General features: G+C 49.9%; 15 protein-coding genes. 11 read left to right on the top strand and 4 right to left on the bottom strand.

Features of this window, described 5'->3' with window-relative positions:
- Positions 1-663 carry a potassium channel family protein gene (locus tag WN59_RS09090; protein ID WP_046516117.1) on the top strand — a complete coding sequence of 221 codons (663 nt, stop codon included), beginning with the start codon at positions 1-3 and terminating at the stop codon, positions 661-663.
- 52 nt (positions 664-715) lie between these two features.
- Here WN59_RS09090 and rnjA read toward each other — a convergent pair whose 3' ends face one another.
- Together rnjA and WN59_RS09080 are read right to left on the bottom strand one after the other, a co-directional pair.
- Entirely contained in the window at positions 716-2410 is a 1695-nt protein-coding gene (rnjA, locus tag WN59_RS09085) for a ribonuclease J1 (protein ID WP_046516114.1), read from the bottom strand.
- Entirely contained in the window at positions 2410-2625 is a 216-nt protein-coding gene (locus WN59_RS09080; RefSeq protein WP_046516111.1) for a DNA-dependent RNA polymerase subunit epsilon, read from the bottom strand. Before WN59_RS09080 ends, rnjA begins: the two co-directional genes overlap by 1 nt.
- A 300-nt stretch (positions 2626-2925) precedes the next feature.
- On the opposite strand from WN59_RS09080, the gene WN59_RS09075 reads away from it, so the two are divergent.
- Entirely contained in the window at positions 2926-3189 is a 264-nt protein-coding gene (locus WN59_RS09075) for a hypothetical protein (protein WP_046516108.1), read from the top strand.
- Positions 3190-3218: 29 nt separating this feature from the next.
- On the opposite strand, the gene def is transcribed toward WN59_RS09075, so the two are convergent.
- Positions 3219-3773: a peptide deformylase gene (gene def, locus WN59_RS09070; protein ID WP_046516105.1), complete on the bottom strand. Its 555-nt coding sequence runs from the start codon at positions 3771-3773 to the stop codon at positions 3219-3221.
- A 113-nt stretch (positions 3774-3886) separates the two neighbouring features.
- On the opposite strand from def, the gene WN59_RS09065 reads away from it, so the two are divergent.
- The 7 genes from WN59_RS09065 (at position 3887) to WN59_RS09035 (ending at position 11065) form a co-directional block, all read left to right on the top strand.
- Positions 3887-4513: a YkyA family protein gene (locus tag WN59_RS09065; protein ID WP_046516103.1), complete on the top strand. Its 627-nt coding sequence runs from the start codon at positions 3887-3889 to the stop codon at positions 4511-4513.
- A gap of 169 nt (positions 4514-4682) precedes the next feature.
- Complete coding sequence (gene pdhA, locus WN59_RS09060; RefSeq protein WP_046516100.1) at positions 4683-5789, top strand: pyruvate dehydrogenase (acetyl-transferring) E1 component subunit alpha; 1107 nt, start codon at positions 4683-4685, stop codon at positions 5787-5789.
- Between the two features lie 3 nt (positions 5790-5792).
- A complete protein-coding gene (locus WN59_RS09055; RefSeq protein ID WP_046516098.1) occupies positions 5793-6770 on the top strand; it encodes an alpha-ketoacid dehydrogenase subunit beta in 978 nt (325 codons plus the stop codon).
- Between the two features lie 24 nt (positions 6771-6794).
- On the top strand, positions 6795-8099 hold the full coding sequence (locus tag WN59_RS09050) for a dihydrolipoamide acetyltransferase family protein (protein WP_046516096.1): 1305 nt from the start codon (positions 6795-6797) through the stop codon (positions 8097-8099).
- A gap of 6 nt (positions 8100-8105) precedes the next feature.
- The gene (gene lpdA, locus WN59_RS09045) at positions 8106-9512 is read left to right on the top strand and encodes a dihydrolipoyl dehydrogenase (protein WP_046516094.1); all 1407 of its coding nucleotides are present in this window, start codon (positions 8106-8108) and stop codon (positions 9510-9512) included.
- A 67-nt stretch (positions 9513-9579) separates the two neighbouring features.
- Positions 9580-9855, top strand: a complete 276-nt coding sequence (locus tag WN59_RS09040) for a UPF0223 family protein (protein WP_046516092.1) — start codon at positions 9580-9582, stop codon at positions 9853-9855.
- Between the two features lie 145 nt (positions 9856-10000).
- Positions 10001-11065, top strand: a complete 1065-nt coding sequence (locus tag WN59_RS09035) for a DUF4064 domain-containing protein (protein WP_046516088.1) — start codon at positions 10001-10003, stop codon at positions 11063-11065.
- A gap of 45 nt (positions 11066-11110) precedes the next feature.
- On the opposite strand, the gene WN59_RS09030 is transcribed toward WN59_RS09035, so the two are convergent.
- The gene (locus WN59_RS09030; protein WP_046516085.1) at positions 11111-11746 is read right to left on the bottom strand and encodes a TetR/AcrR family transcriptional regulator; all 636 of its coding nucleotides are present in this window, start codon (positions 11744-11746) and stop codon (positions 11111-11113) included.
- 270 nt (positions 11747-12016) lie between these two features.
- Between WN59_RS09030 and WN59_RS09025 the strand changes: the two genes are divergently transcribed.
- Together WN59_RS09025 and ilvD are read left to right on the top strand one after the other, a co-directional pair.
- The gene (locus WN59_RS09025) at positions 12017-12997 is read left to right on the top strand and encodes a bile acid:sodium symporter family protein (protein WP_046516080.1); all 981 of its coding nucleotides are present in this window, start codon (positions 12017-12019) and stop codon (positions 12995-12997) included.
- Positions 12998-13032: 35 nt separating this feature from the next.
- The gene (ilvD, locus tag WN59_RS09020) at positions 13033-14736 is read left to right on the top strand and encodes a dihydroxy-acid dehydratase (RefSeq protein ID WP_046516075.1); all 1704 of its coding nucleotides are present in this window, start codon (positions 13033-13035) and stop codon (positions 14734-14736) included.
- The last annotated feature ends 134 nt before the right edge of the window (positions 14737-14870 follow it).

Genomic DNA, 14870 nt, shown 5'->3' with positions numbered 1-14870 from the left:
ATGAATAAAGAATTTGCAGTAATCGGGCTGGGCCGTTTCGGCGGCAGTATCGTCAGGGAACTGAGAGAGCTCGAAACGGATGTCCTCGCCATAGATGTGGACGAGGAACGTGTGAACGAATTTGCGGATATTGCGACTGAGACAGTGATCGGCAACACAACCGACGAAACTGTGCTCAAAAATCTCGGCCTCCGCAATTTTGACAACGTCATCGTGGCAATCGGGGATAATATCCAGTCGAGTATACTGACGACCCTGCTGCTCAAGGATCTCGGGGTGAAAAAGGTGACTGTGAAGGCCCAGAGTGACTATCATGCAAGAGTCCTCGATAAGATCGGAGCCGACGTGGTCGTGCATCCCGAGAGGGACATGGGCCGCCGCATCGCACACCGGCTGGTCTCTTCATCTGTGCTCGATTACCTAGAGCTCTCCGATGAGCATTCCATCGTGGAGATATACGCCACTGAAAAGCTTGCGGAACAGTCTCTGCTCGATCTCGATATCAGGGCTGAATACGGTGTGAGCGTCATCGCCATCAAGCGGGGGGCGGACATCATCGTCAGCCCCGACCCGACGGTCAATATCAAGGAGACCGACGTACTCATCGTCATCGGCAAGGATAATGATCTGAACAGGTTTGAAAAACTGCTCAACAGAGAATGACGGACAGCAAAAACCTCCCCCGGCGCAGACCGGGGGAGGTTTTCTGGTTCATTTACTTTTTGACTGCGCCTGTTTCCTGGTCGACTCTCATGATCATTGGCAGGATCATCGGTCTTCTGCGCGTCTTCCTGTACAGATGGTTGCTCAGCTCTTCGATGATGAGCTGCTTTACGTGGTACCACTGTGCATCTTCCTTCGTGTTCAGAAGGTTGATTACATCGCCTTTGATCTTCTTTTCGGCACTGCGGATCAGACCGTAGGATTCCCTCATGTACACGAAACCGCGTGAGATGATATCCGGTCCGCTGAGCAGTTCGCCGGTCTTGAAATCGATGGAGACGACAACGATTGCGAGTCCTTCCTCGGAAAGATCCTTCCTGTCGCGGAGCACGATGTTGCCGATGTCTCCGATACCGATTCCGTCCACGAATACCGTGCCGGCCTGGATGCGGCCTGAAAGTCTTGCGCTGTCTTTCTTCAGTGCCAGCACGTCGCCGATTTCCATCAGGAAGATGTTCTCCGGATCCATGCCGGTGTTGACGGCAAGCTCCTTATGAAGATGGAGCATGCGGTATTCACCGTGGATCGGCATGAAATACTTCGGTTTGATCAGTCTCAGCATGAGTTTCTGCTCTTCCTGGGAACCGTGTCCCGACGTATGGATGTTTGAAAGTCTGCCGTGGATGACATCAGCGCCGGCTTTATACAGGGCGTTGATTGTACGGTTGACGCTCAGCGTATTCCCCGGGATGGGGGAGGAGCTGAAGACGACAGTATCATCAGGGATGATGCTGATCTGGCGGTGGGTGCCGTTTGCGATCCTTGACAGGGCCGCCATCGGCTCACCCTGGGAACCGGTACAGAGTATCATGACCTTATGCTTTTCGATCTTATTGATCATTTTCGGTTCGATGAACGTTTCCGGCGGCGCCTTGATGTAGCCGAGCTCTGTGCCGATGCGGATGTTGTTTTCCATGCTGCGGCCGAAGATGCAGATCTTACGGTCGAATTTTACTGCAGCATCGATTGCCTGCTGCACACGGTAGATGTTTGAAGCGAACGTTGCAAAGATGATCCTGCCTGCACATTTCCTGAAAATGTCTTCCACATTCTGCCCGACAGCTTTTTCACTGATCGTGAAGTTCGGCACTGTGGCGTTTGTGGAGTCGGAGAGCAGGCACAGGACGCCCTCTTCACCGAGGCGTGCCATCTTAGCAATGTTGGCGGGCGCGCCGACCGGTGTGAAGTCGAACTTGAAGTCGCCCGTGTGGACGATGTTGCCTTCCGGCGTCTTCACCACGACGCCGTATGCCTCAGGTATGGAGTGGGTCGTGAGATAGAACTCAACGGACATATGCTTGAATTTGAGCACTGTGTCTTCCTCTATCGGATTGAGCTCCGCAGTCCTCAGGAGATGGTGCTCCTCCAGTTTGTTGCGGATCAGGCCCAGTGCGAGCGGCCCGGAATATATCGGTACGTTGATTTCCTTGAGAAGGAATGGTATGCCGCCGATATGATCCTCGTGGCCGTGGGTGATGATCAGTGCACTGATGCGCTCCTGGTTCTCTTTCAGATAAGTGTAGTCCGGAATGACGTAGTCGATGCCGAGCTGTTCATCATCCGGGAACTTGATCCCGGCGTCGATGACGATGATCTCATCCTTATATTCAATGCAGTAGGTGTTCTTGCCGATTTCCCCGAGTCCCCCGAGGGCGAATACACCCACTTCACCTTTTTCAAGATTCATCAGACATTCTCCACGTTGAAGTCAGCGTTGTTCTCACGTTCGTATGCCAGGTGATCGGGACTCAGTTCCTGTACGAATTCGATGTTGTAGCCGCTGTCCTTCAGCGACTGTCTGACCTCTGTTTCGGACGCCGCTTCAAAATAGCGGGTCGTTGTATCCTCACGGATGATTCTGTTATCCAGTGTTTCCTGGAAAAATACTTTAAAAACTGCCATTTGTTATTAACTCCTTTATATATCTGTATAGTTCTTTAAAAATGACGGGTGTAATCCCCACAATAAAAAAATGTGTGCTGCTCTTTACAGCACAAGGGCAGAGGACCTATTCGTCCTTCTTCATATATTCGTTGTTCAACAACCCTTTTCTACCGAGAATGCGTCTAAGTTTCTGCTTCAGCTTCTTCCGTAAACGTCTAAGCATACAGACCACATCCCTCATTCAGCTTAAGTTTATTTTACATTATAGACGTATGACATGCAAAGACTTTATAATAGAAGAAAGTGGAGGGATGGAATATGAAAGAAAAGCGTATCCTCGAGACGATCCTTTTGGAGCGGGAAAGACAGGACCGCAGCATGGTGAGGCTCGAATTCAATGTGCACCCGGATGTCGTCGTCATGAACTTCATCTACGAAGATCCGGCGGATGATGAGGATGTACATAAGCAGCGCCATAACCATGATCCGGAACTGCTTGATGAAGAGACGTTCGAAGCACTCAAGAAAGAATTGTATGAACGGAACATACCATTCAAACAAAGACGCGACGAGTTCATGTGAACCCGCCGCGTCTTTTTACATGAGATGGTTTAAAATTCAACCGGCCGAGCGCCGATTTTGGGCTCCATCGGCATATCTTCATCGATCCTGTCATAGAACATGATGCCGTCAAGGTGGTCGAGCTCGTGCTGGATCACGACCGCGAGGTGTCCTTTCGCCTTGATTTCAACCGGCTTGCCCTCTGTGTCAAGCGCCTTGATCTTTATGCGCTGATAGCGGTGCACCAGACCGGGGACATCCTCATCCACACTCAGGCAGCCTTCGCCGCCCGGAAGATAGGTTTCTGTCACGGAATGGCTCTTCACTTTCGGGTTGATCAGCATATAGTCGTGTTCAGCCACGCCATCCTCATCTTCCATATAGACGGCAAGCATCCTCTTGTCCAGGCCGATCTGCGGCGCGGCCAGGCCGACGCCGGGCCTGAGCCCGTATTTTTCGGCAGTCTCTTCATTCTGGGAGTTTACCAGGTACTCCCTCATTTCTTTGAGCTGGCTTACAGTCTCATCATCTATTTTTTCTATTTCCGCCACTTTCTTCCTGAGAATCGGATCCGGGTCGCGGACGATATCTTTTGTTGTGAGCATTCTTAACCCTCCTGTTTCATAAATACCCTCATTTATTATACTATAATATACGAGGGATTGTGATATTCACAAATTATTAATATTCAATCCAATTAATCTTTGGAGGTTGAAGTATGCGAAAAATGATAGCGGGTCTGGGGCTGGCGGTTATGTTTGTGGCCGGCTGCTCTTCTGATGAAGACGAACTTCTGGATTTCTATAATGCGTTTCAAGAGACGGTTGAGGTGGAAAAGGAGATTGAGACGGTTTCCGAGGAGTTCAATTCCCTGGAGAGTGAGAAAGGGGAGCTTCAGGAATCACTACAGGATGCATCAAGGGAGGAACTGCCTGAGATCAGCTCAGAGCTCGTGGAAAACACCGATGCCCGCATCGATCAGCTGGATGCCGAAGCCGGCGTAATGGGGGAGAGCAGAAGCCGTATGGAAACGTCCACTCAATATATAGAGGAGATTTCCAATGAAACCAACAGGGACAGGGCGGAATCACTTGTGGAAGCGATGGAGGCAAGGTATCAGGCTCATAGCGATATGATTGACAGTTACAAGTCTGTCCTGGAAAGCGAGAAGGAGGTTTTTGAATATCTCGGAGAGGAGGACGTGTCACAGGATGAAGTGGATGAACGCCTGAACAGCCTGAACGAGCAATATCAGGAAGTTGAGGAGACGGGCGCCGCATTCAGTGAAGAGACCGAGAAAGTGAACGAGTTGAAAAAAGAGATCCAGGATGTGATCGAGGAATAATTAATGAAAGCGCTGTATTATATAACAGATTTTGCTGTTATGGTACAGAGAACCCTTTTAAATCAACGTTTCAAAGCTTCTGTTATAGTAGCGTTTATTTTACTAATATAACAGCATATGATAGAATATAGTTAATCAATGAAAATTTGAAAGGTATGGTGAACAGTTTATGGCACCGAAGAAAAAATTCGATCCTGTAAAAGTTTTGCAAGAGATCGAAAGTAAGTTTGAAATGTTCCAGATTCTGGATATGGACGGCAAGATTGTCAACGAACAGGAAATGCCTGACTTATCAGATGAGGAGCTTGTGGAATTGATGAAGCGCATGGTATGGACGCGTGTCCTGGACCAGCGTTCAATCTCGCTCAACCGTCAGGGGCGCCTTGGTTTCTATGCACCGACTGCAGGCCAGGAAGCTTCCCAGCTGGCGAGCCAGTTCGCTCTTGATAAAGAGGATTACATCCTGCCCGGGTACCGCGATGTACCACAGCTCATCTGGCAGGGACTGCCTCTGACCCAGGCATTCCTGTTCTCAAGAGGACACTTCAAAGGGAACCAGTTCCCTGAAGGCATGAACGCGCTCAGCCCGCAGATCATCATCGGTGCGCAGTATGTACAGACTGCAGGTGTTGCGCTCGGCATCAAAAAGCGCGGCAAAGATCTGGTGGCCATCACTTACACAGGTGACGGCGGTACTTCCCAGGGCGACTTCTATGAAGGCATCAACTTTGCGAGTGCCTATGCTGCACCGGCAATTTTCGTAATCCAGAACAACAACTACGCAATCTCCACTCCGCGTGAACTGCAGACTGCGGCAAAAACGCTTGCCCAAAAAGCGGTTGCATCAGGTGTGCCGGGCGTACTCGTTGACGGCATGGACCCGCTTGCGGTCTACAAAGTGACCAAGGATGCACGCGACCGTGCAGTGGCGGGTGAAGGTCCGACTGTAATCGAAACACTATGCTACCGTTATGGACCGCATACGATGGCCGGGGACGACCCTACCCGCTACAGGACTTCCGATGAGGATTCAGACTGGGAGAAAAAAGATCCGCTCGTACGTTTCCGCAAGTTCCTCGAAGAGAAAGGCCTGTGGAGCGAAGAGAAGGAAAACGAAGTGATGGAACAGGCTAAAGAAGATGTCAAGGCTGCAATCAAAGAAGCAGACGCGACTGAAAAACAGACTGTCACACAGCTGATGGATAACATGTATGAAGATATGCCTGCCAACTTGAAAGAGCAGTATGAAGTATATAAAGAAAAGGAGTCGAAATAATCAATGGCACAGATGACAATGATTCAGGCAATCACTGATGCGATGGCCACTGAATTGAAAAATGACGAGAATGTCCTCGTCTTCGGTGAAGACGTCGGTGTAAACGGTGGTGTGTTCCGTGCTACTGAAGGCCTTCAGAAAGAATTCGGGGAAGATCGCGTATTCGATACACCGCTCGCAGAAAGCGGACTGACTTCCCTTGGACTCGGGGTTACGCTGGAAGGCTACCGTCCGGTTGTCGAAATCCAGTTCTTCGGTTTCCTTTTCGAGGCGATGGACGGCGTAGCCGGTCAGATTGCCCGTCACAGAGCGCGTTCCGGGGCGTCCAAAGAAACGCCTGTAGTAATCCGTGCGCCATTCGGCGGCGGGGTTCACACACCTGAACTGCATGCTGACTCACTGGAAGGCCTCATGGCCCAGACGCCGGGCCTCAAAGTGGTCATCCCTTCAAACCCGGTGGATGCGAAAGGGCTGCTGATCGAAGCGATCCGCTCCAATGATCCGGTTGTATTCCTTGAGCACATGAAGCTCTACCGTTCATTCCGTGAAGATGTACCTGATGAAGAGTACACAGTGGAAATCGGCAAGGCGAATGTCAAGCAGGAAGGCGACGACATCACACTGATCGCATACGGCGCAATGGTACAGGAAGCGATGAAAGCAGCTGAAGCACTTGCAGAAGAGGATATCTCGGCTGAAGTCATCGATCTGAGGACCGTATCGCCGATCGATTATGAAACACTGGTAAAATCCGTTGAAAAGACGAACCGCGCGGTTGTCATCCAGGAAGCACAGCGCCAGGCGGGAGTTGCTGCGAACGTAGCATCAGAACTCTCAGAACGCGCCATACTGAGTCTGGAAGCACCGATCATGCGTGTCACAGCACCTGATACTGTCTATCCGTTCACACAGGCAGAAAGCATCTGGCTTCCGAACAAAGATGATATCGTAGAGCGTGCTAAACAGGTAATGGATTTTTAATCACTACTAAAGGAGGAAGTTACTGTGGCATTTGAATTTAAACTGCCTGATATCGGTGAAGGTATCCACGAAGGTGAAATCGTAAAATGGTTCATCTCAGAAGGCGAAGAGATCAAAGAAGACGATGTGCTTGCAGAAGTACAGAACGATAAAGCTGTTGTTGAAATCCCGTCCCCGGTTGATGGTACAGTCAAGAAACTTCATGTTGAAGAGGGTACTGTCACTACTGTCGGTGAAACGATTGTAACAATCGACGACGGTTCTGAAGACAGCGGAGATGAAGGCTCATCCGACGAGAAATCAGAAGAGAAAAAAGAGGAGTCCCAGAAAGAAGAATCCGGGTCTGAAGAAGAGAAGAAAGAGAATGCTTCAGAAGATAAGGAATCTGCCAAAAAGGAAACTTCCGGAGAGCGTGTCATAGCGATGCCTTCCGTACGCAAGTTTGCCCGCGACAACGACGTTGACATCAGCGAAGTGTCCGGCAGCGGCAAAAACGGCCGTGTGCTGAAAGAGGATGTTGAAGCGTTCAAGAATGGTGAGCAGCCTTCTGAATCTGCTGAAACAGAAGAAGCGGCACAGGAAGCACCAACTTCCAAAGAGTCAAAACAGGCAGCGCCTGAAGGTCAGTATCCTGAAACACGCGAGAAGATGAGCGGCATGAGAAAAGCGATTGCCAAGGCAATGGTCAACTCCAAGCAGACATCCCCTCACGTTACACATCTGGATGAAGTGGAAGTTGAAGCGCTCTGGAACCACAGGAAGAAATTCAAGGACGTGGCAGCTGAACAGGGTGTCAAACTGACATTCCTTCCGTATGTGGTAAAAGCGCTCGTATCCATGCTCAAGAAGTTCCCTGAGATGAATACTTCAATCGATAATGAAACATTTGAAGTAATCCAGAAACATTATTATAATGTTGGTATTGCTGCCGATACAGAAAGAGGTCTCGTTGTACCTGTAGTCAAAGACGCAGACAAGAAATCAATGTTCGAGATTTCTGATGAAATCAATCAGCTTGCCGGCAAAGCACGTGACGGCAAATTGAGCGGTGAGGAAATGAAAGGCGGATCCATGACGATTTCCAACCTTGGATCAGCAGGCGGACAATGGTTCACACCGGTCATCAACCAGCCTGAAGTTGCAATTCTCGGCATCGGCCGCATTGAACAGAAACCTATGGTGGTGGATGGTGAAATCGTTGCTAAACCGGTACTTGCGCTTTCTATGAGCTACGACCACAGACAGATTGACGGTATGACAGCACAGAATGCATTGAACCATGTTAAGCGTCTGCTTAACAATCCGGAATTATTACTGATGGAGGGATAAGAGCATATGGTAGTTGGAGATTTTCCTATTGAAACTGATACTGTAGTAGTTGGCGCCGGCCCGGGCGGATATGTTGCAGCAATCCGTGCTGCACAGCTCGGCCAGAAAGTGACGATCGTCGAGAAAGGTGACCTTGGCGGTGTATGTCTGAACGTCGGATGTATTCCTTCCAAGGCAATGATCTCTTCCTCGCACCGTTTCCACCAGGCTCAGCACTCTGAAGACATGGGTGTTGTGACTGAGGGCGTCAAACTGGACTTCTCAAAAGTGCAGTCATTCAAAGACAGCGTCGTGAAGAAACTCGTCGGCGGTGTTGAAGGGCTGCTCAAAGGCAACAAAGTGGAAATCGTAAAAGGCGAAGCGTACTTCGTCGACTCTAACAAGATGAAAGTCATGGATGAAAAACAGTCCCAGACTTATGAATTCAAAAATGCAATTATCGCTACAGGTTCACGTCCGATTGAAATCCCAGGATTCAAATTCGGCAAGCGTGTGCTGGATTCCACAGGAGCGCTCGCTCTTGAAGAAAAACCTGAAAAACTTGTCGTAATCGGCGGCGGCTACATCGGCTCAGAACTCGGTACAGCCTATGCAAACTTCGGCACTGAAGTGACCATCCTCGAAGGTACCAAAGACATCCTCGGCGGATTCGAAAAGCAGATGACCCAGGTTGTCAAAAAGAACCTCAAGAAAAAAGGCGTTACAATCGAAACCGAAGCGATGGCACAATCTGCTGAGGAAACAGACAATGGCGTCAAAGTCACTTATGAAGTCAAAGGCGAAACGAAAGAACTCGAAGCGGACTATGTACTCGTCACTGTCGGACGCCGTCCGAACACAGACGAACTCGGTCTCGAAGAGCTCGGCATCAAGATGACTGACAAAGGTCTCGTGGAAGTGGACAAACAATCCAGGACTTCCATCGACAACATCTTTGCAATCGGTGATATCGTTCCAGGGCTTCCACTTGCCCATAAGGCGAGCTATGAAGCCAAAGTTGCAGCAGAAGCGATCTCCGGAGAAAAATCCGAAGTGGACTACCTCGGAATCCCGGCTGTATGCTTCACTGAACCGGAACTTGCCACTGTCGGCCACAATGAAGCCAGTGCCAAAGAGGCAGGGTTCGAAGTCAAAACAGGTAAATTCCCGTTCGCAGCCAACGGCCGCGCACTGGGTCTCAACGAAACAGACGGCTTCGTCAAACTTGTTTCCCGCAAAGAAGACGGGCTTCTTATCGGTGCCCAGGTGGCAGGTACAGGAGCTTCGGACATCATTGCCGAACTCGGCCTTGCTGTTGAAACAGGCATGACTGCAGAAGATATTGCCCTGACAATCCATGCGCATCCGACACTCGGTGAAATTCCGATGGAAGCTGCAGACGTTGTCCTCGGCAAACCGATCCACACTATGTAATCGTTAGAATCATAAATCAGGCGTCCTTTGCTAAGGACGCCTTTTTTCATACAGGAGTGATGAATCCATGGCAGAAGAATACAGTTACCCGATCGATGTCGACTGGACGACCGAAGAAGTCATTGATGTCGTACAATTCTTTGAAGCAGTGGAAGCTGCATTCGACAATGGGATAAACTCCCGTGTCTTCAAAGAGCGGTATGACAGATTTAAAATTGTGGTCCCCTCCAAGGCAGAGGAGAAGACGATATTCCGTGACTTTAAACAGAGCAGCGGCATGGAGGCATACCAGGCTGTGAAGCAGCTGAAGGATATGGAAGAGGACGTGACGATAAAAGTCTGATCCCGCAGGCTGTGAAAATCACAGCCTGCTTTTTTACACATCAGATTCTCAGAGGAATTTTACCCGATCGCATCAAGTATGTTTGATTAAAATATGGCCTGTGGGGTAATATTCAGTATGAAGGCATAAATATTTGGAGGATAATATGGCAAAAAAACACTACACACAAACTGTAGAGCCGGTCAGCCGGATAGCTGAAAGGATTTTTGGCTGGCTGGCATGGATTGCACTGCTTGCGATTACAGGTTTAATTCTATTCTTTTCCCTTGTGATGGTGAATGACCCTGCATTCATCGAGTCAGTCAGAATGCAGGTGCAGGATGCAATTGCGCAGCAGGGGTCAGGAGATCTCTCACCTGACCAGATGACTGATGCAGTACTCAGCATGCTCAACAATTCATGGATGATTGCACTCTATCTTGCAGTGCCTCTGATCATCGGGCTGTTCGGACTGCTTACGCTGAGACGGAGGATACTGGCCGGCTTCCTGCTGCTCATAGCAGGTGTGCTGACAGCACCGCTGGTATTTGCAGTCATTACGGGTCTCATTCCGTTGTTCTTCGTCATTGCAGCCATTCTGCTCTTTGTCCGGAAGGACCGTGTCATCACACACGATGACGATTATTCTGCCGGAGAGGAAAGGAGACGGGAACAATTCACAGAAGACCGCCGTACTCCCGAATCGGAAAGGGCGGCAGGCACTGCAGCGGGCGCTGGTGCTGCCGGCGCAGCGCGTGACCATGGCCGGGATGACGTGAAAACGTATGAACGCGAGTCCCGGAACCGCGACCGTTCATATGGGGAGGATGATCTCGAATCGACCCGCCAGTACCGTGCGATAGATGATGAGACCGAGCGTGAATACAGGGACCGGCAGAAAGACGGGGCAGCCGGCCTGTCCGCATATGATGACGAACGTTCTGAGCGCGGTGACGACCGCTATGTGGATGAAGACAACATCGGCGGGGAACCGGACCGCTATGTCGACGGGAACATTGATTCCCAGGAGACCACGGAACCGGTGACGGAGGAAGAATATACGAGGCGCGGCGGCACGTCAGGTTTCAATGATGAAGTGTCCGGGGATGACGGTGAAACCCTGAATGATACAGATGAAAAGCGCCGCAGCTCCCTAAAGAACAGTGAATATGATTATGATGCTTCACGTGAAAGAAGAAACAACCTGGACCGCCGCAACAACGGCGAATAGCAGACAGAACAGCACCCGGCCTGATTCAGGCCGGGTGCTGTTTTGTTATTCAGGTTTTAAATATTCGAGGTATATCCTGCTCACGGTTTCCAGCTGGTGTTCAGTTGACAGGTCGCCGTTTGGATCGGTGATTGGATCACTCATCGCAAGTTTTTGCGTATAGATGCCGAAATTATTGAGTATCGGCAGCATTATTTTTCTGCAGCATCTCTCAGAATGCAGCGAACCATCCTCTTTTCCCATATCGATCAGTTCCATGAAATGGTCTGCAATCCGTCTGCGTGCGTTGATGTAGGGGAGCATGTTGTCCAGCGGCTCCAATGTATTGTCTGCATAGACCAGAAAAGCGTCATTGAATTTGGATTTTTTTGCTCCGGGGTGATTCTTTGAGTCTTTCATATATTTAAAGCAGTCTTCAAGCTTTTCGTATGCTGTACGGCCGGGCTGGTCCAGTATATTTTTGAAAGCATCTGCTTCTGATTCCATTATTGAAGTTGCTACTGCTAAAATCAGCTGCTTCTTTTTAGGGAAGTACCGGAATAACGTGGCGATTCCAATACCTTCAGCATCGGCAATATCCTGCATATGCACTGCGTTGAACCCATTTTTTACGAAAAGTTCTTCTGCAGTCCTGATTATGCCGGAACGACGACGCTCTTTATTAGCTTCGCGTAATCCCATTCTGCTGTCTCCTTTTAATAATCTATAATCATTATAATATAAAACGGCGAAATTATATATCAAAATCATATAATTTTTTCACACCTTTATGCAAGCGGTGCCAGCCTCCGGGCAGTGATTGATTATCCTCCGCCGGCGGCTCTTTCATATTTAAAAGATTCAAAAGATTTTAAATAAAGACCTAGGATAATTTTGAATTATCTGCTAATATACTCTTTATAGTTTCAAGCGAAACTGAATAAACTGCTGTCCAATGAAGGAGGGTCTGTAATGAACGCTGTAGCCAGATTCAGCCAGTTTGTGGGAAACACTTTCGCAGTCTGGGTGATTTTATTTGCAGTAATATCGTTTTTATTCCCCGGAGGATTTACATGGATTGGTGCCTATATCAATCTGCTTCTCGGAATCATCATGTTCGGCATGGGGCTTACATTGAAGCCCGGGGATTTCAAAAGGGTATTGAATGCCCCGAGAATCGTATTTATCGTGGTCATTGCCCAATATACAATCATGCCGATCATCGCGCTGGGACTCGTCATGCTGTTCCAGCTTCCGCCTGAAATTGCGGTGGGTGTAATCCTGGTCGGGTGCACACCGGGAGGGACGTCCTCCAATGTCATGACATATCTTGCGAAAGGGAATACGGCACTGTCGGTCACAGCCACGGCGGTATCCACTGTACTTGCCCCGGTGCTCACCCCGGCGCTCACACTGCTGCTGGCCAGTGCATGGCTGCCTGTATCTTTCATGGATCTGTTCGTATCCATCGTCCAGATTGTCCTGGTCCCTGTCATTCTGGGGCTTGTCGTGAGGTACCTTGCAGGTGACCGCATTGAAAAAGGCATTGCAATATTGCCGCTCATATCAGTGATCGGCATCGTCGGTGTTGTCGCAGCAGTCGTTTCAGCCAACACTGAAGCGATCGTCCAATCCGGGCTCCTTATATTCCTGGTCGTCATACTGCATAATGTGGTCGGGTATACCGTCGGATTCCTGGCTGCCAGAGTATTCGGTCTGAACCTTGCGGATCAGAAGGCGACCTCGATAGAAGTCGGCATGCAGAACTCCGGCCTTGCCGCTGCTTTGTCAGCAGCACATTTCTCACCACTGTCCGCAGTGCCGGCGGCACTTTTCAGTGTCTGGCATAATATTTCAGGTTCGCTGATCGCCACCTGGATGAGCAAAAGGACTGACGGCAGTGAAGGGGCTGAAGCGGCACAGGAGCCGAAAGCGGACGGAGTACGCGCATAAAAAGAGAAGAAGGTAAATGAAAGGTGGTCCACAGTATGTCTACTGAGGGAAAAACAAAAAAAGATCTACGGATCAAAAGTCATGTCTATACTGAAAGTAATGTGAAAGCGCCGAACCGGGCGATGCTCCGGGCGGTCGGATTGACCGATGAAAGTTTTACAAAACCGCAGATTGGCATTGCGAGTACATGGGCGGAAGTGACGCCTTGCAACATACATCTGAACGATCTTGCACTTGAAGCCAAGAAAGGGGCGCAGGAAGCGGGCGGTGTACCGCTGCAGTTCAACACGATCACAGTGTCTGACGGAATCTCCATGGGGACGCAGGGCATGCGCTATTCACTGCCGTCCCGTGATTTGATTGCCGATTCCATCGAGACGGTCGTCGGTGCGGAGAACCTCGACGGACTAGTTGCCATCGGAGCGTGCGACAAGAACATACCCGGCTGTGCAATTGCGATTGCGAATGCTGAAGTGCCTGCTGTATTCGCCTACGGCGGCACCATCGCGCCGGGGAATCTGCGCGGCACGGACATAGATCTGGTTTCTGTTTTTGAAGGTGTCGGCAAGCACAATAACGGCGATATCGACGACAAAGAGCTGAATGCCATCGAATGCAGTGCCTGCCCGGGCGCCGGTGCATGCGGCGGAATGTATACTGCAAATACCATGGCTTCTGCGATGGAGGCGATGGGGATGAGCCTGCCCGGCAGCGCCTCTAATCCTGCTGAATCCAAAGCGAAAGCCGAGGATATAAAAGCAGCCGGTGAAGCGGTATACAATCTGCTTGAGAAGGAAATATATCCAAAAGATATCATGACCAAAGAAGCGTTTGAAAACGCAATTACTGTCGTCATGGCACTTGGCGGCTCAACGAATGCCATCCTCCACATCCTTGCGATCGCGCATGCAGCTGAAGTGGATGTTACAATCGATGACTTCAACCGTCTGCAGGAGAGTGTACCTCATCTGGCAGACCTGAAGCCGAGCGGACGTTATGTAATGCAGGATCTGTATAAGGCGGGCGGTGTCCAGGGCGTCATGAAAATGCTTCACAGGGAAGGCTACATCCACGGGGAGTGCATGACGGTTACAGGCAGGACGGTTGCCGAGAACCTGGCGGAAGTGGACGACCTTAAAGAGGGGCAGGATGTCATCATGCCGCTTGATAATCCGAAACGTGCAGACGGGCCGCTGATCGTGCTGAAAGGGAACCTGTCACCGACAGGCGCAGTGGCGAAGGTTTCCGGTGTCAAAGTGAAACATCACCAGGGGCCGGCGCGGGTTTTCGATAATGAAAAAGAGGCGACGGACGCAGTGCTGAACAACGAGATCAAAGAAGGGGACGTACTGGTCATCCGCTATGTCGGACCGAAGGGCGGACCGGGAATGCCTGAGATGCTTTCCGTATCCAGCCTACTCGTCGGCAAAGGCATGGGGGAGAAGGTGGCACTTCTCACAGACGGCCGGTTCTCGGGCGGGACACACGGACTTGTAGTCGGACATATCTCGCCTGAAGCCCAGGCCGGCGGGCCGATTGCCTTTCTCCGTGAAGGCGACCTCGTCACTGTGGATTCCGATAAGAAGGAAATATCATTCGATGTAACTGATGAGGTAATTGGAAGACGCAGGGCAGAATGGACAGCACCTGAACTGTACAAAAAAGGTGTGCTGGGGAAATATGCACATAATGTGACATGCTCATCCCAGGGCGCTGTAACGGATTTCCTTACAAAATAAAACATGATGGGAACCTCTCCGGTACTTTCGGGGCAGGTTCTTCTTTTGAAATCAAAAATATTTTAAAAAAATTGGTTTTTTCCTAAACCTTGATATGTAGGCAATGTAAGCGATAACAATATCAGAAATATCAG

Origin of the sequence: Salinicoccus sediminis (genome assembly GCF_000986795.1) — a bacterium.
Lineage (GTDB): Bacteria > Bacillota > Bacilli > Staphylococcales > Salinicoccaceae > Salinicoccus > Salinicoccus sediminis.
The sequence above is the reverse complement of the archived record's forward strand: the minus strand, read 5'-3'. Positions and strand labels throughout refer to the sequence as shown.